The organism is Roseovarius aestuariivivens, assembly GCF_004761875.1.
Classification (GTDB): Bacteria; Pseudomonadota; Alphaproteobacteria; order Rhodobacterales; family Rhodobacteraceae; genus Roseovarius; species Roseovarius aestuariivivens.
In genome coordinates this window covers 77,245-103,470 of the sequence record NZ_SJEY01000002.1, presented here as the reverse complement: position 1 = coordinate 103,470, position 26,226 = coordinate 77,245, and the positions used below count along the sequence as shown (strand labels likewise).

Here is a 26,226-nt window from a genome sequence, read left to right as displayed (position 1 = left end):
GTGCCAAGCTATCACCGACCGGCGAGCCTTGATGACGCGCTGAACGTGCTGGCAGAAACCGGCGCGCAGGTCGCTGCAGGGTGCACCGATCTTTTCCCGGCGACCGAGGCACGGGCCTTGCCGGGTCAGATTCTCGATATCACGGGGATCGCCGATTTGCGGGCTATCGAGCGCAACGAGGACGGCATGAGGATCGGGGCGGGTGTCCGCTGGCGGGATATGCTGCGCGGCGACTTGCCCCGGGCGCTAGACATGCTTGTCGAGGCCGCGCGCGAGGTCGGATCGACGCAGATTCAGGCGGCGGGAACCCTTGTTGGCAATATCTGCAACGCGTCGCCGGCAGCAGATGGGATGCCTTGCCTGCTGGCCCTAGACGCCGAGGTCGAAATTGCGTCTTTGGACGGGTCGCGACATATGCCTCTTTCAGATTTCGTGACGGGACCCCGACGGATCGCGCTGCGTCCCGGCGAACTGGTCACTGGGTTTTGGCTACCCGCCGCCGCGCTTGCCGGGCGGTCACGTTTCCGAAAGCTCGGGGCGCGGCGCTATCTCGTGATCTCCATCGCCATGGTCGCGGTGCGGATAGTGGAAAAGGCCGGAAAGGTTTCCCGGGCTGCCTTGTCCGTGGGGGCGTGTGGGCCGGTGGCAACAAGGCTCGCCGCGCAAGAGGCGGCGTTGGTCGGATGCCCTGTGGGCCAGATGGCGCGCGCTGTCCGTAATGATCTTATTCTGCCTGCCTTGGCCCCGCTGGATGATATCCGCGCCGACGCTGCCTATCGCGGCACGGCAGCGGCAGAGCTTGTCCGGCAGGCCTTGGCCGATCTGGAGCATGCGGGATGAACCGGCCGCTCGAGACATTGAGCCTGTCGGTCAACGGAAACCAGGTGTCACTCCCGGCCGATCCGGCCCGACGTCTTTCCGAGGTGCTGCGAGATGGGCTCGGCCTGCGTGGAACCAAGGTCGGCTGTGATGCCGGCGATTGCGGAGCCTGTACCGTGCTTCTCGACGGCGTCCCGGTCTGTGCCTGCCTCACACCATTGGCGCAAGCGGCAGGGCGGAACGTGGAGACCATCGAAGGGCAGCGCGATACGCCTCTGCAGCGCGCCTTTCTGAGGCATGGTGCGGCCCAATGCGGAATCTGCACACCAGGAATGGTGATGACCGCCACAGCCTTTTTGCGCGAGGTACAGGCGCCCACGCGGGCCGAAGCCGAAGAGGCGCTTGGCGGCGTGCTTTGCCGGTGTACTGGATATACGAAGATCCTTGATGCGGTGCTTGATACAGCAACGCATGACACGCCACCCAACCCCGCCGCTGGTCGTGCCGTGGGTGCGCCCGTGCCGCGACTCGATGGCGGGCCGAAGGTTGCCGGAACCGAGATCTTCGGGGCGGACAATGTCCGTGAAGACACACTTCTCGTGCGGGCGGTGCGCGCGCCCCATGCGCCTGCCGCTTTCACCTTTGGCGATATTTCGGGATGGGCCCGGTCGACGGAGGTCATGGTGTTTACCGCAGGCGACATCGACGGCTCAAACCGGTTCGGCGTGATCCCGGCCTTCGCCGATCAGCCCGCCCTGGCCGAGCGGCATGCCCGGTTCGCCGGAGAAGCGGTCGCGCTGATCGCCGGAGAGCCCGCCGTCGTAGAGACATTGGATTTCTCGGGTTTTCCGATCGTCTGGTCCGACCTGCCTTCCGAGGCACCCGTCCATGAGGCGCATCCAGACAATGTGCTTATCAGGGGGCTGGTGCGGCGAGGTAATCCCGAAGAGGCGCTTCTGCGCGCCGCTCACGTGGCAGAGGGTGATATCGAGACGCCCTATGTCGAGCATGCTTATATCGAACCCGAGGCGGGTATCGCGTGGATGGAAGATGAAACGCTGGTGATTCAGGCATGTACGCAGGCGCCGGTCATGGATCGCGACGACACTGCGCAGATCCTTGGCTTGCCGCCAGAACGTGTGAGGCTGATCCCTTCGGCCACCGGTGGCGGTTTCGGCTCCAAGCTTGACGTCTCTTTGCAGCCCCTCATCGGGCTTGTGGCGCTCAAGACAGGGCGACCGGCGCGGATGGTCTACACCCGGTCCGAATCGATGCGGTCCACGACCAAGCGGCATCCGGCCCGGATGACCGCGCAGATCGGCATCGACGCGGCAGGCCAAATTACCGGTATGCACTTTGAGGGCGATTTCAATACAGGCGCTTATGCAAGCTGGGGTCCGACGGTTGCAGGTCGCGTGCCTGTACATGCGTCAGGCCCGTATCACATTACCGCCTACCACGCCGAAGCGCGCGCCAATTACAGCCATAAGCCGATTTCCGGCGCGTTCCGCGGCTTTGGCGTTCCGCAGGCTGCGATCCTGCAAGAGACCTTGTTCGACGATCTGGCCGAGAAAGTCGGGATGGATCGCTTGGCCTTCCGGCACCTGAACGCGTTGCGGGACGGTCAGACCACCGTCTGTGGACAAACGCTTCATGGGGTCGGCATTTCGGCCTGTCTTGAGGCGTTACATGACCCTTGGGGAGAGGCTCTCGCACGGGCCGAGGCAAGAAATGCGCAGGCCGGCGCTGTACGTTACGGGGTCGGCGTCGCGTCCTGTTGGTACGGGTGCGGGAATACTGCCATTCCGAATCCCTCCACGATCCGGGTCGGACTGACGGGCGATGGCCGGCTTTGTCTGCACCAGGGAGCGGTCGATATCGGGCAAGGCTCGAACACTGTGATACCCCAGATCTGCGCCGATGCGCTTGGGCTTCCGCTGTCGCATTTCACCATTCTTGGGGCGGATACCGCCATCACGCCGGACTGCGGAAAGACATCCGGGTCGCGACAGACCTACGTGACCGGTTCCGCGGCGCTGCGCGCCGGGCAGGCGTTGCGGGCGCGCATCCTGCAGATGACCAATATGGGTGAGGCGGCAGAGCTATGCCTGCAGGAGGCTGTGCTTATCGTGCGCGAAGGCGAAGCGCGCCGTCATATCGATCTAAGCGCCTTGCCGGAAGATGACAGGTGTTACGTTCTTTCGGCGGAAGAGAGCTATGACCCGCCGACGCGGGCGCTAGACGAGAACGGACAGGGTGCGCCCTATGCGGTCTATGGCTATGGTGCGCAGATCGCGGAGCTGTCGGTCGATATCAGGCTTGGCACGGTGCGTGTCGAACGGATCACCGCAGCACATGACGTGGGACGCATCATCAACCCGGATCTGGCGACCGGACAAGTGCAGGGTGGTATTGCACAGGGCCTCGGCATGGCGTTGATGGAGGACTACGTGCCGGGCCGCACCGACAACTTGCACGACTACCTCATCCCGACGACAGGCGACATGCCAAGGATCGACACGATCCTGCTGGAAGTGCCCGACCCGGAGGGCCCGATGGGCGCCAAGGGTTTGGGAGAGCATGTGCTAATACCGACGGCTCCGGCGATACTCAATGCCATTCGTCATGCCACTGGCGCACGGATCACGCGGCTTCCGGCCTTGCCGCACAGGGTGCTGGCGGCAATCCGGGAGGCCGGCGCATGAGCAGGCGGCAGACCGACAAGATCCGATGCGATGCCTGTCCGGTCATGTGTTATATCGCGCCGGGAAAGGTTGGGGCGTGTGATCGCTACACCAATGAAGACGGGCGACTGGTACGATGCGATCCGCTGACCTTACTTGACCGCAGGGTCGCGGCGGGCGGCGAGGTGCGGCCTTTCCTGGCGGCGGACTGGCCCGGTAATCTGTCGGCCGACGACCTTTTCGTGACCGGGGTCGGGTCCGGCACGACCTATCCAGACTACAAGCCCGCCCCCTTCATCGTTAGCCGAGATATTGAAGGTGTAGACGTCGTCACCGTCGTCACCGAGGCGATCTTTTCCTATTGCGGCGTGAAGGTGAAGATCGATACCGACCGTCATCTTGGGACCGAAACCGCCAGCGTACGCGTGGACGGCGAGGTCATTGGCCACGTTACGACTTCGGAATACGGATCGCAGATGCTTTCGCTTGGCGGGGTGGAACATCTGACCGGCGGCAGCAAGGCCGAGGGCCGCGCGACCTGTGCCGCACTCTTGCGCCTATGCAATCGCGAACCGGTCGACCTCGAGATCGATGGCGGGGCCGCTTTGACCGTCGAGGCCGGCGCCGCGCCAATCGTCGATGGCAAGCGCGAAGAGCGCATGCGCGTCGGCTGCGGCTCCGCTACGATCGGGATGTTCGCCAGCCAATGGCAGGGTCTTGTCGACGAGGTCGTCGTGGTCGACGACCACATCACCGGCGTGGTGAGCGAACACCAGGCGGGCAAGGTTCTGGACTGGCCCGAATCCGGCATACGAATTCGCGGACATCGGTCGACGCCCGGTCGCTATTTCAAGGTGGCCGGTCCCGGTCCGGGATGGGGCGGCACCGATATCGAAGATCCGCTCTCGATCCTCAATCCGTGGCTGGAAAAGAAAGGGGCGCGGGCGGGGCTGAGTCTCCTGATGGTGTCGACGACAGGCGAACATGCGGGCTATTACGTGCTGAACGAGGCGCTTGTTCCGGAACCCGCGCCGATGCCGGAGCGTCTCCGCGCCTCCGTCGGCCTGATCGCCGAGAATTGCGAACCCGCGCTTTGCACGGTCATGTTCCAGGCAGGCGCGGGTGGCTCTTTACGCTCTGGAGTGACGCGCAATCCGGTTGCCCTCACGCGTTCGGTGCAATCGGGAGAGACGAAAGTCACCTGTGGCGGTGCGGCCACCTATATCTGGCCCGGAGGCGGAATTACCCTAATGGTGGACGTCACGCGCATGCCCGATGGCGCGTTCGGACATGTCCCGACGCCCGCCCTTGTTGCTCCGCTGGAATTCACGCTGCCGCGCGCGACCTATCGCGCGCTTGGCGGACATGATTCTGCCGTACGCGCGGTGCGTGATGTGCTTGAACGCGGGGGCGAGTACGGTAGCGAAATGCGGGCGGTCCCGCCGGAGGGACCGGAATGAGCGGTCCGCAGGCCCATTGGCTGCCTGACGGTCGTCGGCTTCATCTCCATCATGGGCCCATCGATATGATTGTCGGGATCGAAGGACCGGGCGCGCGTGCCGCTTACGCCCGTGCAGTAGCCCGGTTCGACACGCTTCTGGATGAACTTGTCGCGGACTTGCCCCGGCTGAGATTGCCTGCAGGCGCGCCCTGCACCGGTGAAACTGCGCGCCTGATGCTCGAAGCCGTGGCGCCTTTTGCACCGGTCTTTATCACGCCGATGGCGGCCGTTGCTGGGGCCGGGGCCGATACGGTGTTGCGGGCCATTCTCGACGGTCCCGGTATTTCCCGCGCCTTCGTGAACAATGGCGGCGACATCACGTTCCATCTGGCTGCCGGCGAGACGATGACCGCAGCCATTGCCGGCGATCCCCCCGCCGGTTTGAGGATCGGATCGTGCGATCCCTCCCGCGGCATCGCAACTTCGGGGCGTGGCGGGCGCAGCCATTCTTTCGGAATCGCCGACAGCGTCACGGTGCTTGCCCGAAGCGCGGCCGTGGCGGATGCAGCAGCGACCATGATCGCCAATGCGGTGGATTTGCCCGACCATCCGGCCGTTACGCGCCGTCCCGCCATAGAGCTGTCGCCCGATAGCGATCTGGGTGAGCGGCGCGTGACCATCGCGGTCGGCACGCTGACTGACACCGAGATGCAAACTGCCCTCAATCGAGGCCGAGTCTACGCTGACACGTTGCGCACACGCGGATACATCGACGCGGCCTGCTTGACCTTGCGCGGACGCCGCGTGATCGCGGGCGCACTGCCTTTGCTGACGGAAAGAGAGCCACACCATGCCTGAATTTACGCTGCGTAAAGTCGCTATCTTTCTCGAAGAGATCTTTCACGATGGCGGCCCCCCGCCTGACACGCCTCGCCAACGCGGCGCGATTGCGGCGCTCGTCAGGAATCCTTTCGCAGGCAGCTATACCGAAGAGCTTCAGACAGCGATGGAAGATCTCAAGCCGCTTGGTCTGATGATGACCGATCGCCTTATCGATGCCATGGGTGGTCCTGCCGGGATCGATGGATATGGCAAGGCGGCCATGGCCGGCGCGGCGGGCGAGCTTGAACATACCGCGCTCTGGCATGTGCCAGGCGGCTACGCCATGCGCGAAAGGTTGGGCGAGGCGCGCGCCATCGTACCGTCTGCGATGAAACAGGGTGGTCCCGGCAGCCGTATCGACGTGCCGCTGGGTCATATCAACGCCGCCTATGTCCGGAGTCATTTCGACGCGATGGAAATCGGACTGCCCGATGGCCCCCGCGCCGACGAACTGCTTTTCGTGCTCGCGATGGCGCGCGGCGGACGGGTGCACGACCGAATGGGAGGGCTGACCGTAGATCAGGTCAAGGGCGAGGACGGTCTGAGATAATGCGCGCGAAAGGGGCTTCTTTTTGGCACGAATGCTCCCGCCGGAGGCAATCCGGCCTGTGCAGCCCGCAACGTCGCTGGACCGGTGCGACAGGTTGGGGCTGACCTTTGTCCCCCGACCGTTTATAGGCCGACAAACGCCCGGGTCAGAAAGGTCTTCCGCCCTATGAACGCTCCGCCCAAGCCGAAACGCCAGAGGCTTTATTCTCAGGCCGACCGTGACAACATGCGGTGGTTCTGGCGCCACTACCTACGTAAGCATTCCGGCATGTTGCTGGTGGTGCTGGGGCTGATCCTTGTTCAGGGTCTCGTCTATCAGCAATTTCTTGCAATGACCGAAAGCGGCTTGCGCGTGATCTTTGATTCCGGGGCGCTGCGCGAGCTGATCATGGTCTGCGTGGTCGTGTTCTTGCTCTTTACCGTCCGCGGCGTGGTGTCCTTTCTGGCGCCAATGATCACTGTGCGTATTTCGAACCAGGCGATCTTCGAGATGCGTCGGGATTTGGTCAATCATCTTATGTCGCTCGACCTGGCTTATTTCGAGCGCACGAAATCTGGTGAGATCATCCAGAAAATCGTCACGCAGACGCAGGCGATTGGTGTCTTCGTCGGACTGGCCGTTGCGGGGGCGGTGCGTGATGCGGTGACAGTGGTGGTCGTGTCGGGCTATCTCATCTGGAAGAACCCTGTCCTGTTCACCGCGGCCATCGTCGTGCTGCCCTTCATAATCGTGGTGATGAATTTCGTCTCGGACCGCGTCAAACAGGGACAGGGTGAAGCTGAACAGGCGCTTGGCGCGTACATGAACGGCATCGAAGAAACCGTGAATGGAATGCGCACGGTCAAGATCGCAAGCCAGGAAGAGGTCGAGAAGGCCCGCCTTCTGACGGGCACGGTATCGTTGCGCAACCTGATGAACCGGGTACAGATCACGCAGGCGCTGGTGATGCCCTCGATCGATTTGAGTTCGGCCTTCGTTTACGTGCTGGTGATCGGCGGCGGCGGATACATGGTCTTGTCGCCCAGCTTTGACATGGACGGTGCCGGGATTATCACCTTTCTGCTCGGCATGGTGATGGTGTTCGATCCCGCGCGCCTTCTGGCGCAGTTCTTCGGTAGCCTGCAGTCCAATCTCGTGCTGCTGGACCGCGTGCGCGCGCTTTACGAAGAGACGCCCACCATTACCGATCGATCCGGCGCCGTGTCGGAGTTCGACACGCGCGGTGACATTGTGCTGCGCGAAGTGCAGTTCTCCTACTCGAAGGACCAGCCGTTGTTTGACGGGCTTTCGATGACTTTCGAAGGTGGCAAGGTTTCGGCCATCGTCGGGGCGACCGGCTCCGGCAAGACGACAATCCTGTCGCTTCTCTCGCGGCTCTACGATGCGCAGGGAGGAGAGATAACTTTTGGTGGCACGCCCATCGGTGACCTAAAGGTCAGCGCGCTGCGCGGGGCGTTTTCGGTGGTGGCACAGGATATCGTTATCTTCAATGCGTCGATCTGGGACAACATCCGCTATGTCAATCCCGAGGCAAGCGAGGACGAGATCTGGCAGGCCGCGGAAAATGCCGAGATCGCCGATCTTGTGCGCCGCCGCGGAGAGGCGCCGGTGGGGCCGAAGGGGGCTCAGCTTTCCGGCGGTCAGAAGCAGCGTATCGCCATAGCCCGCGCTTTTCTGCGTGATGCGCCGATCCTGCTGCTGGATGAGGCCACAAGCGCGCTCGATCAGGCGACCGAGGCGCGCATCAAAGCGGCGCTTGACCGTTTGACGAAAGGCAAGACAACCATCGTTGTGGCGCATCGACTGAGTTCCATTGCCGGCGCGGACCGGATTTTTGTGCTCGAGTCGGGCCGCCTTATCCAGCAGGGTAAGCATAAGGATCTGCTCGCGCAGGGCGGGCTATATGCGCAGCTCTATGAGGCGCAAAAGAAAGGTTATGACGGGCGGTGATCCGAGGATTCGCGAACGAATTGTCTTGGTCGCTTCAGATATCTCGGGCCGCGCGAAGCGCGGATGATGCGCGGTTGATTTAGGGGATTCACCGAGGACTAGCTTAGGACGCCTCCGGCGGGATTATTCTCGCCAAGAATAACTCGACTCAGTAGAATGCGGTAAAGGGCAGGTAGCGGACGGGATCTCCTGGTTGTACCTTTATCTCTCCATCGGGCAACTCTATGAGCCCTTCCGCCCAGCTAAGCCCGCTGATTCGCCCGGACCCCTCGGATTTGAATATTTCCGCCTTTCCGTCGCGCAGCCGCGCGCGGAGGAATTCACGGCGACCCGGCTTTTTGGATTTCTCGAACGCTGCGGGTACGGTGATTGCATGCGGCGCGCGCCAGGTCTCGCCGGCCAGGCGGCGCATGGCAGGCCGTGCGAAGATAAGGGTGCAGACCATTGCGGCGACCGGGTTTCCAGGCAGGCCGAAGACCGGCGTGTCCTGCCAGAGACCAAGCGCAAGCGGCCGGCCCGGCTTCACCGCGATGCGCCACTGCGACATCGCTCCGGTCTCGTTGAGCAGGGCTGACACGTGATCTTCGTCACCCGCGGAGGCTCCGCCGGAGGTCAGGATCACATCGGCCTCTACCGAACCTCGGTCGAGAACCCTGCGCAGCGCCTCTCGATCATCTTCCACTCGGCCGAGATCGACCGCGACGTAACCGAACTTGCGAGCGAGGCTCAGCAGAAGCGGCCTGTTTGCATCGTAGATTTGTCCGGGGCCAGCTTCGTCGCCAGGTTCGCGCAATTCGTCGCCGGTCGAAATGATCGCGACGCGCAGGCGCGACCGAACCGGTAACCGCGCCAACCCGGTGGCCGACGCGAGTGCAAGATCCGCCGGCGTCAATACGCGCCCCTCCGAGAGGATTTCGTCCCCCTTTTCCACATCCTCGCCGGCGCGGCGTGTGTTGGCACCGGGTTTGATGCCGCCACGGAACGCGATCTTTCCGTCGCCAAGGGTGACGTCTTCCTGCAGAATCACCGTATCCACGCCTTTTGGCAGCGCCGCGCCTGTCAGAACGCGCAGCGCGTGTCCCGGCGGCAAGGCGCGCCCAAACGGTCGCCCCGCAGCGGCGCGTCCGTCAACGAGCGGTAGAACCTGATCGCCAGAGCCAAGGCTTTCATGGGCGAAACCGTAGCCGTCGACCGCCGTATTGGCTTGGGGCGGATTCGCGCGGCGCGCGGCGACACCGGTGGCCAAAACACGGTCGAGACAATCGGCCAGCGGCAGGGTTTCCGTCGACACCACCGGATGCAGATTGTCCTGCAAGTGCCTGAGCGCGTCCTCCACCGGGGTCCAGTCGACGCCGGCCGGCAGGGCGAAACAGTCGTTCCGCAGCGGCGGTGGCCGCAATGGCTGTTGCTCTTCGGCGGCGTTCTGCAGCTGGTCTTCGTGACCCAATCCCATAATCCAGCCTTCTTCGGTGGCATGCACATCCAACATGGCGGCAAGCGCATCGGGGGGCAAGGCGGCGACGGCGCGCGCAAGAAGACGGACCTGGTGGGCGTCCCGGATCCCGCCGCTGGCTTCTGCCCGTTTCACGACCGGATTAATCAAGCCGGGCCAGATTTCGACTAGAGTTACGGCGGCCTCGCATGCCTCAAAAGGCCAGACCGCCAGATTGTCGTGGTACCGGCGGCGCAGGCGATTCAAGACCGGCAGCCCTGTCAGGATTTGTCCACCGACCGCCCCCGCACCGCCCATTTGCCAGCAGGGGAAAGCCCCCCGCGTTTGACCCTCGCAGTCGCGTTTCTCGGCCATGCCGTGACCATTTCGAATGTCGCGACGGGGAAGGCCCGGCACGTCACGCTTGAGACCGTTGAACCAGAAGGGGCCGATGCCGGGAAAGTGCGCGTTGATTTCGGCGGCGACGTCGAAGCGGTTGTTAGATCGCGGACTGTCCTCGATCCGTGCCTCGAGCCAATCCCAGACCGAAAAGGGATCGGATTTGCCGGCCAGGCCTTGCGCGAAGCCCGTCGGAAAGCCGAAAGGAAAATCGAACCCGAGAAAAAGTCGGCGCCCGGCAGAGAGTTCTTTCTCAATCAGCTTTGATAGGTAAGCTTCCGCGTCCGCCCGATTGCGACTGTAATAGGGTTCGCTGTCCCGGCCGTTGCGCGTCTGGCCAATCCAGATCGCATCACGGCGCGGTTTCGGCCCGGTGTCGTTTCCGCTGGACCAGTCGACGATCGCGACCGTGTCAAATGGGGTCACAGCCCGACCTCGGATAGGATGAAATCCGCGATAGATTTGGTATCGTCGAGATCGAAAACGGGGCGGTCGAGGTCGAGCGGGGTGTCACTCGCCACCGCTCGTACGCTTTTGTCCCCTGGCGCGATCAGGGCGTTGCCGGTTTCCGCCCGGTATGCTTCGACCTTGGGATGTGTGTCGCGCTTGTACCCTTCGATCAGGATCAGGTCGACTGGCGCCAGCTTGGAAAGAAGCTCGGACAGGGGCGGTTCCGCGTCCCCCCGCATTTCGTGCATGAGGGCAAACCGTTTGCGAGACGCCAGAAGCACTTCGGTCGCTCCTGCCTCTCGATGACGATGGCTGTCTTTGCCGGGGTGGTCCACGTCGAAACTGTGATGGGCATGCTTGATGGTAGAGACAGAAAACCCCCGGCCCGTGATATCCCTCACGAGCCGTTCCATCAGGCCTGTTTTGCCTGCGTTCTTCCAGCCAACCACACCGAATATTCTCATGACTGTGCCTCTGCCAGCTTGCGCGCCCGAACCAGATCGTCGGGTGTGTTCACATTGAAAAAGGGATCATCGGGTGTATCGAAGACGGCCTCTCGTCCATCATGTCGATCGGTCCAGAGAACTACCTTGTGAAGCCCGCCTTCGAGCGCAACGCGCAAATCTTGGCGCAGGGCGACAGGCCAAAGGCCGAAGGTGGGGTGCCGAATGAGCCCTGTGCGGCTCATGGATTTCGTGCGCTCACCTTGGCCGCGCGGAGTGGCCGCGAGAGCCAGCGGATGCGTCATGCCTTTGGTCGCCTCTTCCAGCCGTTTGACGAGGTCGAGCGGAAAAAACGGCGTATCGGCGGCCACGGTCACGATGCTACGTGCGCCTTGACCGGCAGCCCAGTCCAGACCGGCAAGCACGCCGACCAAGGGACCGCCGTAGCCGGGCAGGGGATCGGGCAACACCGGCAGCTCGTATTCGGCGAACCGGTCGGCATCACCATTGGCATTCAGGGCCAGTCTGTCCACTTGTGGGGAAAGTCGCGCGATCACGTGCTCTAGCAGGCTTTTGTCACCGACGCGCAATAGGCCCTTGTCACCGCCGCCCATGCGCGTCGCCAGTCCCCCGGCGAGGATGACACCCAAAGGTCGGCTCATTGCGCTGTCCGCCCCGCATCAAATGTCTCGAGGATCGTTTGCGGCGTCTCGCCCGCTGGCAGGCCCAAAAGAGGAACGACCATTACATCTGTAGAGATGCGCAGCAAACCCTCGCCCTTAAGTGGCGCGTTCTGTTCGATCGCGCGCGACCGCAGGCAGGCACCGCTATCGTTGGAGATGAATTTGAGGCCAGCAAGATTGGCGTTGAGCGTCGTGCTTGCCTGATCCGTGCGTGTCCAGAGACCAGCTTGAACCTCGCGGCGGCGACGTTTGGACAGTTTCCATTCGACGAATGCCATGATGTGCCCGGCTAGGAAAATCATGCCGATCACCGTTTCGGGAAGCTGTGGGTACGTCTCTCGCAGGAAAAAGACCAGGCCGAATAAGATCAGAATCACGAGAAGAAACCAACAGAAACTGGCGACACGACGACGGGCGAGGGTTTCAACGGTGTTTGTGGCCACGCGAAAAGCACGGCGGCGCAATTCCAGCGGCACGGTATAGAAAAGGTCGATCGGGGTATCTTTCATCCCGCGCTTTTCCTGCGATGCTTGCGGTCCTCCTCATCCACCGAATCCGGATCGGCATCCCAGTCCAGCCGGTCAGCGCCAGCAAGACAAACAAAGCGCCGGCCCCGCATACGACCGATCAAGGTCAGCCCGACCTGCTGCGCGATCTCCACACCCCAGGCGGTGAAGCCCGAACGCGAGGCAAGCGCGGGGATACCCATCAACGCGGTTTTGATCACCATTTCCGAGGTCAGCCGGCCCGTGGTGTAAAGTACCTTGTCCTCGGGGCCAACGCCTTCGGACAGCATCCAGCCCGCAATCTTGTCCACGGCATTGTGGCGACCGACATCCTCCATATACACAAGCGGACGGTCACCTTGGCACAGGACCGTGCCGTGGATCGCCCCCGCTTCGAGATACAGCGAGGGCGTGCGGTTGATCCTGGCGGCAAGCGTATAAAGATCCGATGTCCGCACGCGGAGGTTCGGCAAACGTACGTCTTCGAGCCCTTCCATCATGTCGCCGAAAACCGTGCCTACCGCGCAGCCTGACGTGCGGGTCTTTTTCTTCAGCTTTTCCTCGTAGGTGGTTTTCCCGTCGGTACGGACCACGACGGTGTCCAGATCCTCGTCGAATTCGACGCCCCGGACGGTTTCGCCGTCACGCAACATACCCTGATTGCGCAAGAAGCCGAGCGCGAGATATTCTGGATAATCGCCGATCGTCATCGCAGTGACGATTTCCTGTCCGTTGAGAAATATCGTGAGTGGACGTTCCTCGACCACCGAAAGCTTTACGCGATTGCCTTCGTGATCAACGCCATCGACCGCCCGCGTCAGCTTGCCCGCGCCCGGCTGCGGCGCAACAAGATAGTCGTCTGTCTGCTTTTCCATCGGCAATTGCATTTCTCCGTCCAAACCCTTAGGCGGGCTGGGATCCCGCGGTCTCTCAGGCCGGTAATCTAGGGCCTTGGCGTGACGACGGAAACCACGAAATCCATCTTCCTTAAGGGAGTGAAGGACGCCGCGCCCTTCTTCCTCGTAGTGGGGCCTTTCGCACTGCTTTTCGGTGTGGTTGCCGCACAGGCCGGGCTTGACGTGATCGAGGCGCTCGCCTTTTCCGTGGCGGTGATCGCGGGCGCGGCGCAATTGACCGCTCTGCAATTGATGGTCGACCAGGCGCCGACGCTTATCGTGCTGGCCTCGGCGCTCGCGGTGAATTTGCGGATGGCAATGTATTCAGCTTCTCTTACACCCTACCTCGGAAAGGCACCACTTTTACACCGGGCCCTCGCCGCTTATTTCATCGTCGATCAAAGCTACGCCTGCTCCGTGCTCGCCTACGAGCTGAACCCGCACTGGAGCTTGCGCCAGAGACTCGTCTATTTCTGGGGCACCGTGGCGCCGATCTGTCCTTTCTGGTTTGTCTTCACCGTGGTCGGCGCGCAATTGGGCGGCTCGATCCCGGACTGGCTTGCCCTCGATTTTGCTGTTCCGATCACGTTTCTGGCAATTATCGCACCGATGTTGCGTACCCGCGCGCATGTCGCCGCCGCGCTGGTGTCCATCGTCGTCGCACTTGCGTTCGCATGGCTTCCATACAATCTCGGGCTTTTGGTGGCAGGGATGTGCGGCATGATCACCGGCGCCGAGATGGAGCGGCGTCTTGTCCAGCGGGGGGTGTGGCCGGGATGATCGACACAGGCTGGCTCTGGTTCGTGATCGTGGCCCTGGGCGCAGGTAGCTTCGCCTTGCGGTTCGTGTTCATCGGTCTCATCGGCGACCGTGACTTGCCGCCTTGGATTCTGCGGCATCTTCGATATACGGCGGTCGCTGTGCTGCCCGGATTGGTCGCGCCCATGGTCGCTTTTCCCGCGGCTACAAATGGAGACCCCGATCCGGCGCGATTGATCGCGGCGGCAGTCACGATCAGCGTCGGTTTGATCTGGAAAAACGCGATCGGCGCCATCGTCAGCGGGGCCGGCGCGCTTTACCTTATGCTCTATCTGTTAGGATAGGCGGGAATTACCGCGCTGCGGTGCGCGCGGCCGGATCCCATTCAGCAAGAACCTTCGAATTATCGTCGCTGTCGTCTTCAAAGAGGTTTTGTTCTTTCACGCCTGGAAGTTGGGCGAACTGCTTGGACAACTGGACCGGATAGAAGGTTTGCGAAATCGCGTTCGGATAGACCGCTGACAGGATTTCCGAGGTGGAGCGCGCGCAGAACGCCTGAGGGACAGGTCCCTTTGTCTTGGCAAGTCGCATCACACGCTCTGCGGTTGCTGGGTCGACATCTAATTCCTGAATGCGCACGAACCATGTCTTTCGCGCGTGGTATCGCGTGTACACATCCTCGACCATCGGCGTGATGCCGAAGACGACGTCGTTCCGCTCGGGAATGGTTTCGTGCTGAAAGCTGCCGGCAGGATCGAAGATGACACGTTGCGAGCCATTGATCATGAGAGAGCTGTGACCGCCTTTGCCCGACGCGCGATTGATCATCGTGTAAAGCGTCAGGCGCGGCGGGCCGTCATGACGGTAAGCCGCTTTCGCCACCGCATCGTCGGGTGCCCAGACGGTTTCCGCCGCACATCCGGACAGAAGCGCCAGTGCCAGCCCGGCAAACACACCCACCCGCAGTGTCATACTCACGTCCCTGCTCATAACGTCATTTCAGCGTGGAGGACCGGATCAGCCGTTCACCATCGCGATGAAAATCAGCAGCAGAATGATTACGACAGCAGAATAAGCCACCCATTTGACGAAACCCTCAAAGGTCTTCTCCTGCACTTCGATATCCATTTCGCCGTGCTTGTGCTCTGCCATGATCCCGTTCCTCATGCTTGGCGGTATTTCGAACTCGGCGATTGGATAGCGGATTATCGCAAGAGTGTCACGTCCCTGTTGGTCGCAGGGATCAGCCTTTTTCGAGGTCTTCGACAAGCCGAAAGCCGATCCGGTTCGGAGCATCGTCAGCAGCGGATTTCGGCAGAGCGCGCAAGATCACGTTGAGCTGGCTGACATGTTGAATGAACTGACATTTCACACCTTCGGGATCCGTACCGTAGAAGGTCACGATATCGGGGTCGAAATAGCCCATGCCCTCGATCCGCAGAATACCCGCCTCTCCTCCAGTAAAGCCCATGGCGACCTCGTGCTCGTTATCCAGCGTTTTTTCGAAATTCTGGATGTAAAGGATGAGACGCTCATAGGCCCATTGAGCTGGGCTTTTTAGGTTTACCGGGCTCTTGGCGACCTCTTCGGGCACATCGGTGCGAGTCTTCTCCGGATCGGTGTGAACCTCGTGAATACGCGGCAACGGGTCCGGATCAGCCGCTTTGGACTTGTTTTTCTTGTTGGTCTTTTCGGCCATCAGGCCGCGAAGTCCTCTGCTTGAAGAGCGTAAAGATCGCTAGCCCCTGCAGTTGCGTGGGAAAGGTGCGCAGCATGTTCGGGCATAATCCGCGTGATGTAAAACCGGGCGAGGCGCGTGCGCGCTCCTTCGCCCGTCTCGGCAAGGGCGGCCGAAAGGTGGAAATGCCCGCCGAGCACCCGTGCAAAGCCGCGCAGGAACGGGACCGCCCCCGCAAATCGGTCATTCACATCCTGTCGCGCAACCATCCACTCCACCGCTTCGCGCAGGGTTTCTGTGGCCTGCCACACTGGCTCGGCCAGGTCAGGCAGCGTTTCACGCGCCCGCTCGGCGTGGGTTTCGATCTCGTCAATAAGCGCATAGGCAGCTTCGCCCCCATCGGAAAGCTTGCGGCCTACAAGGTCCATCGCTTGGATGCCATTCGTGCCTTCGTAGATGGCCGTCACGCGCACGTCCCGCAGATACTGGGCAGCACCAGTTTCTTCGATATAGCCCATGCCACCGTGCAACTGTACGCCGGTATTCGCTACGCTGATGCCTGTGTAAGTGCCGAACGCCTTGGAAATCGGTGTCAGAAACGCGGCGCGTGCCGACCATTCCGGCGCGCCGGTGGCGGTCTCCATGTCAATGGCTACGGCATTGGCGAGCGCTATGGCCCGTGCGGCGAAGGTGTCCGCCTTCATGCCCGCCAACATTCGGCGCACGTTGGCATGGTCCAGGATTGTGCCGGTGCCGCCTTCGATCAGGCTACGACCCTGCTTGCGGTCCTGTGCATAGGCCAGCGCATGCTGATAAGCCCCTTCGGCGACGCCGATGCCCTGCACGCCGACACCAAGCCGGGCATTGTTCATCATCGTGAACATCGCGCGCATGCCGTCATGCGGCTCGCCCACAAGCCAGCCGGTCGCGCCGCTGTATTCCATCACTGCCGTCGGGCTGCCGTGCAAGCCCATCTTGTGTTCGAGGCTGACGACGCGCAGATCATTGGCGCGGCCAGGGTTGCCGTCATCGTCTGGAATGAACTTCGGGACCAGAAAGAGGCTGATGCCCTTGGTGCCGGGCACCCCGTCCGGCAGCCGCGCGAGAACGAGGTGGCAGATGTTTTCGGCGCAGTCGTGGTCACCCCAACTGATATAGATTTTCTGACCAGTGATCGCGTAGGTGCCATCGTCATTGGGTTCAGCCTTGGTGCGAAGGGCGCCCACGTCGCTGCCGGCCTGCGACTCTGTCAGGTTCATCGTGCCGGTCCATTCACCGCTGACCAATTTCGGCAGATATGTTGCCTTGAGCGTGTCGCTGGCGTGATGTTCCAGCGCCTCGATCTGCCCTTGCGTCATCAGCGGTGCAAGCTGCAGGCTCAGGCAGGCGGCGCTCATCATTTCGTTTACCGCGGTGGTCACCGCCATGGGCAGGCCCATGCCGCCGTATTCCGGATCGGCGGCAATGGCGACCCAGCCCCCTTCAGCGACTGCTCTGAACCCTTCTGGGAATCCCGGCGACGTACGCACCACCCCGTTTTCCAGCCGTGCGGGATGCAGATCGCCAGCGCGCTGCAAGGGGGCGAGCACCTCTTCACACATCTTGCCCGCCTCATTGAGGATAGCAGCCGTGACATCCGCTGTTGCTTCGGAAAAGCGGTCGGTGGACGTCACCTGATCGAGACCAACCACGTGGTCGAACAGGAACTGGAAATCCTCCACGGGGGCACGATAGGGCATGTCTGTCTCCTGATCTTTCATCGGAAGGCGCGGCTTGGCTTTGAACCGGCGCACCTGTAAGCAGTTTTGCAGAATTTATCCTATCGTCCGTAACCCGCAACTGAAACGCCGCGTCAGACATTCATGTGCGCCGAAACCACTCACCTCGCCGCGGATCCCGCAGGCATCAAGGCCGCTGCCGCCATTCTGGCCGAGGGTGGACTTGTCGCATTCCCAACGGAAACGGTCTATGGCCTCGGGGCAGATGCCCGCAACAACCTGGCGGTCGCGCGGATCTTCGAAGCCAAGGGACGCCCGCGATTCAATCCCCTCATTGTGCATGTAGCCGATGTTGCGGCGGCCCGTCTGCTGGTCGAGTGGTCCGATACCGCCGATCGCCTTGCTCAGGCCTTCTGGCCCGGCCCGCTGACGCTGGTCCTGCCGCTCAAGTCAAACACCGGTCTTTCGCCCCTCGTCACCGCAGAACTGCCAACGCTGGCTGTGCGGATGCCCGCACACCTCGTTGCGCGTGACTTGCTCTCGGAATTCGGAGGGCCGCTTGCGGCGCCGTCGGCGAATCCGTCCGGTCGGATCAGCCCGACCGCCGCGGCGCATGTCGCGACCGGCCTTTCGGGCCGGATCGAGGCGATCCTTGATGGCGGCACTTGCGATGTGGGGGTCGAGTCGACAATTCTCGGGCTTTGGTCGCAACCGATCTTGCTGCGTCCCGGCGGGCTTCCGACGGGAGTGATCGAGGCGGCGCTCGGTGCCCCTTTGGCGCACCGCGAGTCCAATGAACCCTTGTCCGCGCCAGGGCAGATGGCGTCGCACTACGCTCCGGGTGCGCATGTCCGGCTCAATGTTACAGAACCCCGAGCCGACGAACTCTATCTTGGGTTCGGGCCGATGACCTGTACGCTGAATCTGTCGCAGGCAGGTGACTTGACCGAGGCGGCTGCCAATCTGTTTGCACATCTTCACAGGCTTGACGACATGGCGACCGGTGGCATTGCCGTGGCACCGATCCCTGAAACCGGACTCGGGCTTGCGATCAACGATCGCTTGTGCCGGGCGGCTGCGCCGCGCTTCTGATTGCACCGCCACCCCACCGCCATAAAAAATACCTTTAAATTATAACGGTAGGTCCGAAGCCCGACGAAATTTGGGCATACTTTCGCCCAAATTCTCGGGCGTAATTATGGTTGTTACAAGGCACATCGTGCCCTGCGCCGATATCAGTGAACAACGTTAAAGCCACCAGGCAAACGCTTCTAGCGTCGATGCCACCAGACCAGAAACGTTCGAAAAGGATATCATACGTCATGTCACTCCTTTCCAAGGCCAGCCGCTCTTGTCGGATTTTTCGACGGGATACCGAGGGCAGCGCCTCTGTTGAATTCGTCCTGTGGATGCCAATCTTCTTCGGCATTCTCATGCTCGTGATCGACGCCAGCATCCTCTTCATGACTCAGTCCAATTATTGGAATGTGTCCCGCGATACGGCGCGGCTTGTGTCACGCCACGCCATGGATGCCACTGCTGCCGAAGCTTACGCCAAGGCACGCGCGTCGAACGGGTGGGCCACACCGACTGCCGAGGTGACCATCACCAATTCCACCGTGACGGTGAACCTGTCCGCGCCCGCCCGTGACCTGTCGGTCTTCAACGCCATCGGCTTCGTTCTCGACGAAGAAATCGACGCAACGGTGATCCAGAGCATGGAGCCGAGCTAATGACTTGCAGAAAATATTCTTCGAGACCGGTCATGTTCAAGGACGGGTTCGCCGGCTTCATTCGCGGCGATGACGGCGGCGGGACTGTAATGGGAATTTTCACCGCGGCGATGATCCTTTTGATCGGCGGATTGGCTGTCGATGGATCGAACTACTGGCGCAACTCTCAGAAGATGAAGCAAACGGCGGATGCTGCCGCGCATGCCGGGGTGGTGCATCTCGCAATGGGTCAAAGCGAATCGGAGGCCCGTACAGCTGTCTTGAGCGCGGTAGAGGCCAACATGCCCCAGCAGGAGTGGGGCAACGTCTTTACCGACGCCGTCGGGGACGTGGAGTTCCTGAATTACGATCCTGACAGTAATAACGTCTCTACGTCCGGCAAGCCAAACGCCGTTCGCGTCACGCTGAGCCGCAACGACGGCTCTGGCAACCCCATACGTACGCTGATTCTCGGCCTGTCGGATCTGCTGACTTTCGGTACAGAGACCAATCTGAAGTATCTCGACCTATCCGTCGACGGTGTTGCCGTTGTCGCGGAGACCCGCGCTTGTAAAAGCACGGACGGAATATACGCTCAGGGACAGTTGCGCCTGTCGTCTTCAAACAGCATCGGTCCGGGCTACTGCCTGCACAGCCAAGATCAACTATGGATGTCGCAACAGAACAGAATCGCAGCGACCGCAGGCCTCAGCATGCCGGATCTCGCGCGCTGTAACAGCAAATGCGATGATACTTCCAACCCCGGTGCCAGCGCTGCGTCGTTCGAGCGCAACTTTATCATGCCGGATTTCGAGACCCATATCGACAGCGTTCATGCCGCTTTCATGGGCACCGGGGATACAGCCATCAAGGACGATTTCTTTTTTGGCAAATCAGTCGAGGCCGGTGCCGCGCAGATTTTCGATGATGCGGGTATCACCTATACCAGCCTGTCGCGTGGAGCGGTAATAACCATGACCGAGGCCGAGTTCGAGGCGTTGCCAGATATTCCAAGAGGACTCACCTACAACGTTACCTGTGTCGCCAACGGTAACGGGGGAAAGACCCAACTCAATCTGGGTCAGGAGCTTCCGACAACCACAAATACGACAACCGCTACAACAACGGGCAGCGGAGCTCTGACAAGTGGCCCGCTTCAGGAATTGGCGATCATGACGAATTGTTCGCTGGATTTTGGCCAATACGCGGACATCGAGTCGGTGGTTCTGTTGTCGAACCGGATCTCCGCCACGGCGACCGTGACTGCGGGATCGGGTGCAACTATCGGGGACACAGCATGGGGTTGCGACGTCGATATGCGCAGTGTCGTGCTTGCGCGCAGTGATATGCATGTGCCTGCCGATTTTGCTGGATCCAATGTGCAGTTCGTGGTCGACGGAAATATCCACTTGTCGGCAGCGAGTTCTTCGTCGTCGATTGACCATTCCGGTGTTGGCTTCATGGCGTCAGGCGAAATCGATGTTGCTTCCAGTCATACCTTCAATTCCTGCAATCTGCCGCCAAGCGGTCTGGTGCCGGCCTTGCAGGCGATCCGTTTCGTAGAACCGGGCAGTTAAGCTAACGGGCGATGACCTTGCCGCCTGTCTAAGGCGGCAAGGATTTACTCGCAGCGTTTCTCTGCTTCTTCGACCGATGCGGTATAGCCCAGCAGAGAAAACGTATCTTTGGTGATCGTGCCGCGGGAAGATCGCGCGGTCAGGACCGCATCCGTACCCCGCTTCATCGCCGCGATGATCTTTGCATCATCCGCGTCGCTTGCCGGCCACGCCCACTCGCCTTCCGTGAACATCTCGAATTCCTGGCCGCCGATATTGACGTTGACGGTCGAGCCACCGGCGAAGGGATACCCGCCGGTAAAGGTCACCTGACCATCAACGCCCGCGCCGGGGCGGAAAAAAGTCATCAGCAGAATGTCGCCACGACGGACGGCAACGACCCGCCCATCACGCGTATTGACCGTTTCAGTGGGCGACGACACTGCCCAGCACTCTTTTGGGTCGTTGTCTTCAAACACGCTCCACGCGGTTTCCGCCGCTACGCGGTTATCGCTCGATTCCTGTGCAAACGCGCCGCTTGCACCCAGTGCCACAAGGCCCCCGGCGATGCCGCGTGTCATCCATGATCCCATCTGTCCAGCCTCCAAGCTGTCCTTAGCCTCAATAAGTGAAGGCCGCCCAAATACCTTTTCGGAATTTTCTCGGTGGCGGCCATTTCCTTCTCGACATTGCAACATTAGCCTGAAACACGCGAGACATGAAAGGCGGAATTGGCGAATTTCCGCGTGCGGAATCGCTTGGATCGCATGGAAGGAGCCACAATGACCAACCCTGTTCCTTTGACCGAAATCTGGCGTGGCCCCATCGTTGAAAGCCAGCATTTGGGTCATGCCGTGATCTGCGACACCTCCGGTGATATCGTCGAGTCCTGGGGCAATCCCGAAGCGATCGTTTATCCGCGCAGTTCGGCCAAAATGATCCAGGCGCTGCCTCTGGTCGAAAGCGGCGCAGCGGACGCGCACGGGCTCACGCCGGAGCATCTCGCACTCGCGTGCGCATCGCATCAGGCCGGCGCAATTCACACTGACCGGGTCAATGCTTGGATGTCCGATCTCGGTTTTTCAGATGACGATTTCCGCTGTGGGCCGCAGATGCCGCAGGATCGGGCCGCGTTCAATCACATGATCTGCCATGACGAAAAGCCCTGTCAGGTTCACAACGCCTGTTCGGGCAAGCATGCAGGCTTCTTGACCCTGTCGCAGCATCTGAACGCAGGATCGGAATATGTCGACATTGATCACCCGGTTCAAAAGGCTTGCCTGGAAGCGTTCGAGGACGTGACGGGAGAATCAAGCCCCGGGCATGGCATCGATGGCTGTGCCGCGCCGAATTTTCTTACGACAATGCATGGTATGGCCCGGGCTATGGCGTGGTTTGCTGGTGCGACGGAAGGCGCGGACGCCCGCCAAAGCGCGGCGATCCGTCTCTGGCAAGCAATGATCGCCCACCCAGACCTCGTCGCTGGAGAGCGCCGAGCCTGTACCGAATTGATGCGCGCCTGTTCTGAACCGGTTGCGGTCAAAACAGGTGCCGAGGGCTACTTTATCGGTATCGCACCAACACGCGGTCTGGGTATTGCCGTCAAGATTGCCGATGGGGCCACGCGTGGCGCGAATTGCACGATTACGGCAATTCTGATCCGCCTGGGCCTTCTCGATCCCTCGCATCCGACGGCCCGCCGATTCTGCAATGCACCGGTTCTCAACCGCCGCAAACAGGAAACGGGCGTGATGAAACCCGTCTCTGGGCTGCTCTGAGTCGCGCGCGCATTCGCCGAAAAGCCTTGTCGATCTGCGCCGGTTTCCGCCCGGTGGCGAAGTGTTGCTCGCGTTGATCCTTGGGCCGCCAACGCCAAAGACCCATTCCGGCCCGTTTTCGCGGAAATCCTGTACTCCAAAACCCTGCCCAAGACATCTTGCCGAGGCAGCGCCAGATTGAAGTTCCGGCGGGTGATCAGCCCACGGACGTGACCCTAACAGACAGGAAACACTCATGACCAAAGACCTCAAAGCCACCGCTCTGACCGTTCTGCTTTTCGTGCCGGGCCTCGCGCTTGCCGCGACGCCGATGGATACCGACGGGGATGGACTGGTCTCGATGAAAGAATTCCAGAGCGCCATGCCCGATGCTTCGCCGGCGGTGTTCGATGAACTCGACAGCAATGGCGACGGCTTGCTGAGCGAAGAAGAGGTAACCGCGGGCCAAGAGGCCGGCATTCTGCCTGCCTAAAACGCGGCACAACAGCGTTGCAACAAGGCCGGTGGGTGCGCTTGTGCCTGCCGGCCCATTTCATTCAAAGAAAGGGTTTAGCCCAGGTATTTCCGAAGCACCGGTGGAGGGTTGTTCAGAAGCTGTTCGGTGTCGACGGGTTTTGCCGCGCGACCTTCTGCGACGAGCACGGCAAGGTTCGTGATCCGGCGCGCGTCCTGAGGATCGTGGCTTACCATCAAGAGCGTTGCACTGGTCTCGGAAACGAGCTCGGATACAAGGTCGAGCATTTCCGCGCGCAAAGCTGGACCAAGGGCGGCGAAAGGCTCATCAAGCAGAAGCATACCACGTCTTTGCACGAGAACTCGCGCCAGAGCGGCCCGGCTGCGCTGCCCTCCGGAAAGATCAGCAGGCTTGCGCCTCTCGAAGCCCGCCAGCCCGACGCGGTCAAGAGCTGCATCTACCTTCTTCTGGTCGTCGGGTGAAAGTCGCAGATCGGGATGAAGGCCAAGCGCGACATTCTGCGCAAGAGTGAGATGCTGAAATAGATTGCCGTCCTGAAAAAGCATGGCAACAGGACGCGTGCTTGGGTGATCGTTCGTAATTTCTCGCCCGTTCCAAAGCAGGTGCCCGGTTTCAACCGGAAGAAATCCGGCGATGGCCTCGATCAGCGTGGATTTGCCCGCACCGGAGGGACCGATAACCGCGACCTTGCTTTGTGCCGGAATCTCGAGGTCTGCCTGAAGCCGAAACGCGCCGTTGGCGATGACGGCGTCGTCAAGTCTCAGCATGACCTCGTCCTCCCCTGTCAAGCAACCAGAATGTGCCGAAGGAAAGTATCAACAGCAAGAGTGATGCGCCCGCCGCGGCTTCCATCCGGTAGGCGCCCATAAGGCGGTAGATCTGCAGGGGCAATGTTGCGATGTCCGGGTCTGCGAAAAGCGTGATCACACCCAGATCCCCAATCGATAACGCCGTAGCAAGCCCGGCGGTGAACCCCAGTTGTGCACGCATGCGGGGCAGAAGGACGAGCCGAACAAAGTTTTGACCCGTGATCCCAAGGGTGAGCGCAAGACGGGACTGCCCCTCGACGATGTCCTTCACGCGCGGCACAAGTATGCGAAGCGCGAATGGGAGAACGGTCAGCGCGTTTACCCCTGCTGTCACGGGGATCACCAGTGCCATCGGATCGGCAACCGGCCGTATCAAGACGAAAAGTCCGGTCCCGATCACCAGTGGGGACGCTGCGAGCCCGAGAAACCCGCTGACTTCGACCAGCCTATCGCGGCCAAATGCGATTGCGACAGCCATTGGCAGCGTGAGCAGCAGAACAAGAACCGTGCTGAGTGTCGCTACAAGAAGTGAGGTTGCCGCCGCCTGCCAAACCGACGAGGGCAGATCGGCAAGGCCCGGGAGGCCCGACAGCGTGATCGCCAGAAGCGGCAGCAGCAGAAAGACAGTACCCAAGAGGATCCAGAGGGTGTCTATTTGTCTGGCCAGTCGGCTCGTAGCATCCCAACGACGTACGGCGCGATCTAGTCCGCCGCCGAAGCTGTCACCTTGTCCAAGGCGAAGAGCGACCACCGCCGCGCCCGTGGTCAAGACGATCTGAATCCCGGCAAGTAGCGCCGCACGCCCGAGATCAAAATCAAAACGGAATGCCTGGTAGATCGCCAGTTCGATGGTCGTGGCTCGAGGTCCGCCACCGAGGATCAGCGCCACCGCGAAACTTGTGAGGCAAATGGCGAATATCACGGCCAGAGCGCCGGGGACCACCTTGCGCAGCATCGGAATTTCGATAAGCCGCGTCATGGCCCAACGGTCAACACCAAGCTGCGCGGCAAGTCGAAATCTTTCCGCCGGAACCTCTTGCCAGCCTTGCAGGATAAGTCGGGTCGCGAGCGGCAGATTGAAGAAAACATGGGCCAGGATCACGCCATGAAAGCCGTAGATCTGCAGGGGTGGAACGCCAAGAAATCCTAGGGCCTGACTGACCCACCCGGATCGTCCAAAGACCTCGATCAGCCCCAGAACGGCGACGATCACGGGCAGGATGAAAGGGGCACCCATCACAGCAATGAGCGCGCGACGACCGGGAAACCGCCGCCTCGCCAGAGCACGCGCAACCGGAATGGCAAAACCAACGCTTAACAGGGCTGAGAGGGCAGCCTGCACAACGGTAAAGCGCAACGCGGCCCAGTCGGAAGGACCAAGCCCGCGACCGGCCTCTGCGCGCCAAATCACGGCGGCGAAGGCTCCGAAAATCAGCGCCGCTACTCCAGCGGCGGCCCAAATTCCGGCGCGCGCGCTTAGCGGCTGAGCGCGGTCAGCCATTCGCTCAGCGCTTCGTCGCGCAGCGCGTCGGCCTCTTCGGCACTGAAGAGAAGCGGGTTTTGCGGCGTGATCAGGGTGTCGAAACCGTCAGGTAAGCCGGCCTCAGGGATTTTGGCCGGATACATCCAGTTGGTCGTCGGGATGATCTCCTGAAAGGCTTCTGAGAGCATGAATTCCAAGAAGCTATCCGCGAGATCCGGCGCATCGGAAGAGGCCAGCTTTGCCGCGACCTCAATCTGCATATAGTGGCCTTCGTCGAACGCCACCGCCATTTTGCTCCCATCCTCCTCGGCGATCAGGTGATAGGCGGGGGAGGTGGTATAGGACAGCACCATGTCCGCCTCTCCCTCGAGAAAAAGACCATAGGCTTCGGACCAGCCCTTCGTCACGGTGACAATATTGTCGGCAAGCCCCTCCCAGACCCCGAGTGCTTCGTCACCATAGGCAGCCTTAACCCACATAAGCAGACCAAGCCCCGGAGTGGAGGAGCGTGGATCTTGGATGATGATGCTGGTGTCGCTGTCGGCGAGGGATTGGAAGTTCGTAGGCCGGTTTTGGCCCGTCTCGGTCACGAAGGCGAAGAAACCCCAGTCATAGGGCACGAAAATCTCGTCCGCCCAAGCGATCGGCAGATCAAGTTCAGGCTCTATCCCATGCGGCGCGAAAAGGCCTGTCTCGCGGGCTGCGCCGATCAGGTTTGTGTCGAGGCCCAGAACGAGGTCAGCATCGCTGCGAGAGCCTTCAAGGCGGACACGCGCCAAAAGGGCTGCGCCGTCCTCGATGCCCACCAGCGCAAGATCGCATCCGCATTCTGCTTCGAAGGCCGCTTCCACTTTTGGCCCCGGCCCCCATTCGGACACGAAGCTGTCGTAGGTATAGATGGTCAGGTCTTGGGCCTGTGCGACACCGGTTATGGTGATTACCGCAGCGACACCTGCAATTGTTTTCATGACGCCCTCCTTCTTTCACGATTAAGGGAATGGGCGCATGCGTTTGCATTTACCTTCCCTCCGCCGGTTCTAACCGGGTCAGGTTCGACGGGTTCGCGTGACGCATCTCAGTTCCGGCCCAACACCGCAACACCCCGAGGTTCCCGCCCAAAGTA

Annotated in this window: 26 protein-coding genes and 1 riboswitch; of the genes, 13 read left to right on the top strand and 13 right to left on the bottom strand. The window is 61.2% G+C overall.

From position 1 onward, the window contains the following. The 6 genes from EZV60_RS03945 to EZV60_RS03920 all read left to right on the top strand — a co-directional run bounded on the left by EZV60_RS03945 (window position 1) and on the right by EZV60_RS03920 (window position 8,326). Window positions 1–840, top strand: coding sequence for an FAD binding domain-containing protein (locus EZV60_RS03945; RefSeq protein ID WP_135502390.1), 840 nt, complete (start codon window positions 1–3; stop codon window positions 838–840). Next, a complete protein-coding gene (locus tag EZV60_RS03940; protein ID WP_135502388.1) occupies window positions 837–3,524 on the top strand; it encodes a molybdopterin-dependent oxidoreductase in 2,688 nt (895 codons plus the stop codon). The genes EZV60_RS03945 and EZV60_RS03940 overlap by 4 nt, the downstream gene beginning before the upstream one ends. After that, complete coding sequence (locus EZV60_RS03935; RefSeq protein ID WP_135502386.1) at window positions 3,521–4,963, top strand: 6-hydroxynicotinate reductase; 1,443 nt, start codon at window positions 3,521–3,523, stop codon at window positions 4,961–4,963. The genes EZV60_RS03940 and EZV60_RS03935 overlap by 4 nt, the downstream gene beginning before the upstream one ends. Beyond that, window positions 4,960–5,802 carry a UPF0280 family protein gene (locus EZV60_RS03930; RefSeq protein WP_135502384.1) on the top strand — a complete coding sequence of 281 codons (843 nt, stop codon included), beginning with the start codon at window positions 4,960–4,962 and terminating at the stop codon, window positions 5,800–5,802. Before EZV60_RS03935 ends, EZV60_RS03930 begins: the two co-directional genes overlap by 4 nt. Next, window positions 5,795–6,376, top strand: coding sequence for an amino acid synthesis family protein (locus EZV60_RS03925; protein ID WP_135502383.1), 582 nt, complete (start codon window positions 5,795–5,797; stop codon window positions 6,374–6,376). Before EZV60_RS03930 ends, EZV60_RS03925 begins: the two co-directional genes overlap by 8 nt. A gap of 165 nt (window positions 6,377–6,541) precedes the next feature. Continuing rightward, window positions 6,542–8,326 (top strand): ABC transporter ATP-binding protein, encoded by a 1,785-nt coding sequence (locus EZV60_RS03920; RefSeq protein WP_135502381.1) that lies wholly within the window; start codon window positions 6,542–6,544, stop codon window positions 8,324–8,326. Window positions 8,327–8,474: 148 nt separating this feature from the next. Here the strand turns inward: EZV60_RS03920 and EZV60_RS03915 are convergent, their stop codons facing one another. The 5 genes from EZV60_RS03915 to fdhD are packed head-to-tail and all read right to left on the bottom strand — an operon-like array spanning window position 8,475 to window position 13,126. Beyond that, window positions 8,475–10,583 (bottom strand): molybdopterin-binding protein, encoded by a 2,109-nt coding sequence (locus EZV60_RS03915; RefSeq protein ID WP_135502379.1) that lies wholly within the window; start codon window positions 10,581–10,583, stop codon window positions 8,475–8,477. Beyond that, window positions 10,580–11,071, bottom strand: coding sequence for a molybdopterin-guanine dinucleotide biosynthesis protein B (gene mobB, locus EZV60_RS03910; protein WP_135502377.1), 492 nt, complete (start codon window positions 11,069–11,071; stop codon window positions 10,580–10,582). Before mobB ends, EZV60_RS03915 begins: the two co-directional genes overlap by 4 nt. Next, window positions 11,068–11,712: a molybdenum cofactor guanylyltransferase MobA gene (gene mobA / locus EZV60_RS03905; RefSeq protein WP_135502375.1), complete on the bottom strand. Its 645-nt coding sequence runs from the start codon at window positions 11,710–11,712 to the stop codon at window positions 11,068–11,070. Before mobA ends, mobB begins: the two co-directional genes overlap by 4 nt. Further along, complete coding sequence (locus tag EZV60_RS03900) at window positions 11,709–12,242, bottom strand: hypothetical protein (protein ID WP_135502373.1); 534 nt, start codon at window positions 12,240–12,242, stop codon at window positions 11,709–11,711. Before EZV60_RS03900 ends, mobA begins: the two co-directional genes overlap by 4 nt. After that, window positions 12,239–13,126 carry a formate dehydrogenase accessory sulfurtransferase FdhD gene (gene fdhD / locus EZV60_RS03895; RefSeq protein ID WP_135502371.1) on the bottom strand — a complete coding sequence of 296 codons (888 nt, stop codon included), beginning with the start codon at window positions 13,124–13,126 and terminating at the stop codon, window positions 12,239–12,241. Before fdhD ends, EZV60_RS03900 begins: the two co-directional genes overlap by 4 nt. Window positions 13,127–13,195: 69 nt before the next feature. On the opposite strand from fdhD, the gene EZV60_RS03890 reads away from it, so the two are divergent. Beyond that, on the top strand, window positions 13,196–13,915 hold the full coding sequence (locus EZV60_RS03890; RefSeq protein ID WP_135502369.1) for an AzlC family ABC transporter permease: 720 nt from the start codon (window positions 13,196–13,198) through the stop codon (window positions 13,913–13,915). Further along, entirely contained in the window at window positions 13,912–14,238 is a 327-nt protein-coding gene (locus EZV60_RS03885) for an AzlD domain-containing protein (RefSeq protein ID WP_135502367.1), read from the top strand. The genes EZV60_RS03890 and EZV60_RS03885 overlap by 4 nt, the downstream gene beginning before the upstream one ends. Before the next feature lie 7 nt (window positions 14,239–14,245). Here the strand turns inward: EZV60_RS03885 and EZV60_RS03880 are convergent, their stop codons facing one another. The 4 genes from EZV60_RS03880 to EZV60_RS03865 form a co-directional block, all read right to left on the bottom strand. Beyond that, window positions 14,246–14,866: a hypothetical protein gene (locus tag EZV60_RS03880; RefSeq protein WP_210115060.1), complete on the bottom strand. Its 621-nt coding sequence runs from the start codon at window positions 14,864–14,866 to the stop codon at window positions 14,246–14,248. A gap of 45 nt (window positions 14,867–14,911) precedes the next feature. Beyond that, window positions 14,912–15,046, bottom strand: coding sequence for an aa3-type cytochrome c oxidase subunit IV (locus tag EZV60_RS03875; protein WP_135502365.1), 135 nt, complete (start codon window positions 15,044–15,046; stop codon window positions 14,912–14,914). Between the two features lie 91 nt (window positions 15,047–15,137). Then, window positions 15,138–15,593, bottom strand: coding sequence for a DUF6173 family protein (locus tag EZV60_RS03870; RefSeq protein ID WP_135502363.1), 456 nt, complete (start codon window positions 15,591–15,593; stop codon window positions 15,138–15,140). Further along, a complete protein-coding gene (locus EZV60_RS03865) occupies window positions 15,593–17,311 on the bottom strand; it encodes an acyl-CoA dehydrogenase (RefSeq protein WP_135502361.1) in 1,719 nt (572 codons plus the stop codon). Before EZV60_RS03865 ends, EZV60_RS03870 begins: the two co-directional genes overlap by 1 nt. Before the next feature lie 123 nt (window positions 17,312–17,434). Between EZV60_RS03865 and EZV60_RS03860 the strand changes: the two genes are divergently transcribed. From EZV60_RS03860 to EZV60_RS03850, 3 genes are all read left to right on the top strand, one after another. Continuing rightward, window positions 17,435–18,382, top strand: a complete 948-nt coding sequence (locus EZV60_RS03860) for an L-threonylcarbamoyladenylate synthase (RefSeq protein WP_135502359.1) — start codon at window positions 17,435–17,437, stop codon at window positions 18,380–18,382. A 230-nt stretch (window positions 18,383–18,612) separates the two neighbouring features. Then, window positions 18,613–19,023, top strand: a complete 411-nt coding sequence (locus EZV60_RS03855) for a TadE/TadG family type IV pilus assembly protein (RefSeq protein ID WP_167853459.1) — start codon at window positions 18,613–18,615, stop codon at window positions 19,021–19,023. 32 nt (window positions 19,024–19,055) lie between these two features. Next, window positions 19,056–20,579 (top strand): pilus assembly protein TadG-related protein, encoded by a 1,524-nt coding sequence (locus EZV60_RS03850; protein WP_167853458.1) that lies wholly within the window; start codon window positions 19,056–19,058, stop codon window positions 20,577–20,579. 44 nt (window positions 20,580–20,623) lie between these two features. Here EZV60_RS03850 and EZV60_RS03845 read toward each other — a convergent pair whose 3' ends face one another. Beyond that, window positions 20,624–21,139, bottom strand: coding sequence for an invasion associated locus B family protein (locus tag EZV60_RS03845; RefSeq protein WP_135502353.1), 516 nt, complete (start codon window positions 21,137–21,139; stop codon window positions 20,624–20,626). A gap of 201 nt (window positions 21,140–21,340) precedes the next feature. Between EZV60_RS03845 and EZV60_RS03840 the strand changes: the two genes are divergently transcribed. Beyond that, entirely contained in the window at window positions 21,341–22,336 is a 996-nt protein-coding gene (locus tag EZV60_RS03840) for an asparaginase (protein WP_135502351.1), read from the top strand. Window positions 22,337–22,571: 235 nt separating this feature from the next. Beyond that, window positions 22,572–22,808 (top strand): EF-hand domain-containing protein, encoded by a 237-nt coding sequence (locus EZV60_RS03835; RefSeq protein WP_135502349.1) that lies wholly within the window; start codon window positions 22,572–22,574, stop codon window positions 22,806–22,808. 77 nt (window positions 22,809–22,885) lie between these two features. On the opposite strand, the gene EZV60_RS03830 is transcribed toward EZV60_RS03835, so the two are convergent. The 3 genes from EZV60_RS03830 to thiB are packed head-to-tail and all read right to left on the bottom strand — an operon-like array spanning window position 22,886 to window position 26,071. Beyond that, window positions 22,886–23,578, bottom strand: a complete 693-nt coding sequence (locus EZV60_RS03830) for a thiamine ABC transporter ATP-binding protein (RefSeq protein WP_135502347.1) — start codon at window positions 23,576–23,578, stop codon at window positions 22,886–22,888. Beyond that, window positions 23,565–25,121 carry a thiamine/thiamine pyrophosphate ABC transporter permease ThiP gene (locus tag EZV60_RS03825; protein WP_135502345.1) on the bottom strand — a complete coding sequence of 519 codons (1,557 nt, stop codon included), beginning with the start codon at window positions 25,119–25,121 and terminating at the stop codon, window positions 23,565–23,567. Before EZV60_RS03825 ends, EZV60_RS03830 begins: the two co-directional genes overlap by 14 nt. After that, window positions 25,097–26,071: a thiamine ABC transporter substrate binding subunit gene (thiB, locus tag EZV60_RS03820; RefSeq protein WP_135502343.1), complete on the bottom strand. Its 975-nt coding sequence runs from the start codon at window positions 26,069–26,071 to the stop codon at window positions 25,097–25,099. The genes EZV60_RS03825 and thiB overlap by 25 nt, the downstream gene beginning before the upstream one ends. Window positions 26,072–26,109: 38 nt before the next feature. Next, window positions 26,110–26,218: riboswitch (TPP riboswitch) on the bottom strand. Window positions 26,219–26,226 lie beyond the last annotated feature (8 nt).

Coding starts and splice junctions, on each gene's coding strand:
- EZV60_RS03940 (WP_135502388.1), top strand. CDS start 837: ATGAACCGGCCGCTCGAGACATTGAGCCTGTCGGTCAACGGAAACCAG.
- EZV60_RS03935 (WP_135502386.1), top strand. CDS start 3,521: ATGAGCAGGCGGCAGACCGACAAGATCCGATGCGATGCCTGTCCGGTC.
- EZV60_RS03930 (WP_135502384.1), top strand. CDS start 4,960: ATGAGCGGTCCGCAGGCCCATTGGCTGCCTGACGGTCGTCGGCTTCAT.
- EZV60_RS03925 (WP_135502383.1), top strand. CDS start 5,795: ATGCCTGAATTTACGCTGCGTAAAGTCGCTATCTTTCTCGAAGAGATC.
- EZV60_RS03920 (WP_135502381.1), top strand. CDS start 6,542: ATGAACGCTCCGCCCAAGCCGAAACGCCAGAGGCTTTATTCTCAGGCC.
- mobB (WP_135502377.1), bottom strand. CDS start 11,071: ATGAGAATATTCGGTGTGGTTGGCTGGAAGAACGCAGGCAAAACAGGC.
- mobA (WP_135502375.1), bottom strand. CDS start 11,712: ATGAGCCGACCTTTGGGTGTCATCCTCGCCGGGGGACTGGCGACGCGC.
- EZV60_RS03900 (WP_135502373.1), bottom strand. CDS start 12,242: ATGAAAGATACCCCGATCGACCTTTTCTATACCGTGCCGCTGGAATTG.
- fdhD (WP_135502371.1), bottom strand. CDS start 13,126: ATGCAATTGCCGATGGAAAAGCAGACAGACGACTATCTTGTTGCGCCG.
- EZV60_RS03885 (WP_135502367.1), top strand. CDS start 13,912: ATGATCGACACAGGCTGGCTCTGGTTCGTGATCGTGGCCCTGGGCGCA.
- EZV60_RS03880 (WP_210115060.1), bottom strand. CDS start 14,866: ATGACACTGCGGGTGGGTGTGTTTGCCGGGCTGGCACTGGCGCTTCTG.
- EZV60_RS03875 (WP_135502365.1), bottom strand. CDS start 15,046: ATGGCAGAGCACAAGCACGGCGAAATGGATATCGAAGTGCAGGAGAAG.
- EZV60_RS03870 (WP_135502363.1), bottom strand. CDS start 15,593: ATGGCCGAAAAGACCAACAAGAAAAACAAGTCCAAAGCGGCTGATCCG.
- EZV60_RS03865 (WP_135502361.1), bottom strand. CDS start 17,311: ATGCCCTATCGTGCCCCCGTGGAGGATTTCCAGTTCCTGTTCGACCAC.
- EZV60_RS03860 (WP_135502359.1), top strand. CDS start 17,435: ATGTGCGCCGAAACCACTCACCTCGCCGCGGATCCCGCAGGCATCAAG.
- EZV60_RS03855 (WP_167853459.1), top strand. CDS start 18,613: ATGTCACTCCTTTCCAAGGCCAGCCGCTCTTGTCGGATTTTTCGACGG.
- EZV60_RS03850 (WP_167853458.1), top strand. CDS start 19,056: ATGTTCAAGGACGGGTTCGCCGGCTTCATTCGCGGCGATGACGGCGGC.
- EZV60_RS03845 (WP_135502353.1), bottom strand. CDS start 21,139: ATGACACGCGGCATCGCCGGGGGCCTTGTGGCACTGGGTGCAAGCGGC.
- EZV60_RS03840 (WP_135502351.1), top strand. CDS start 21,341: ATGACCAACCCTGTTCCTTTGACCGAAATCTGGCGTGGCCCCATCGTT.
- EZV60_RS03835 (WP_135502349.1), top strand. CDS start 22,572: ATGACCAAAGACCTCAAAGCCACCGCTCTGACCGTTCTGCTTTTCGTG.
- EZV60_RS03830 (WP_135502347.1), bottom strand. CDS start 23,578: ATGCTGAGACTTGACGACGCCGTCATCGCCAACGGCGCGTTTCGGCTT.
- EZV60_RS03825 (WP_135502345.1), bottom strand. CDS start 25,121: ATGGCTGACCGCGCTCAGCCGCTAAGCGCGCGCGCCGGAATTTGGGCC.
- thiB (WP_135502343.1), bottom strand. CDS start 26,071: ATGAAAACAATTGCAGGTGTCGCTGCGGTAATCACCATAACCGGTGTC.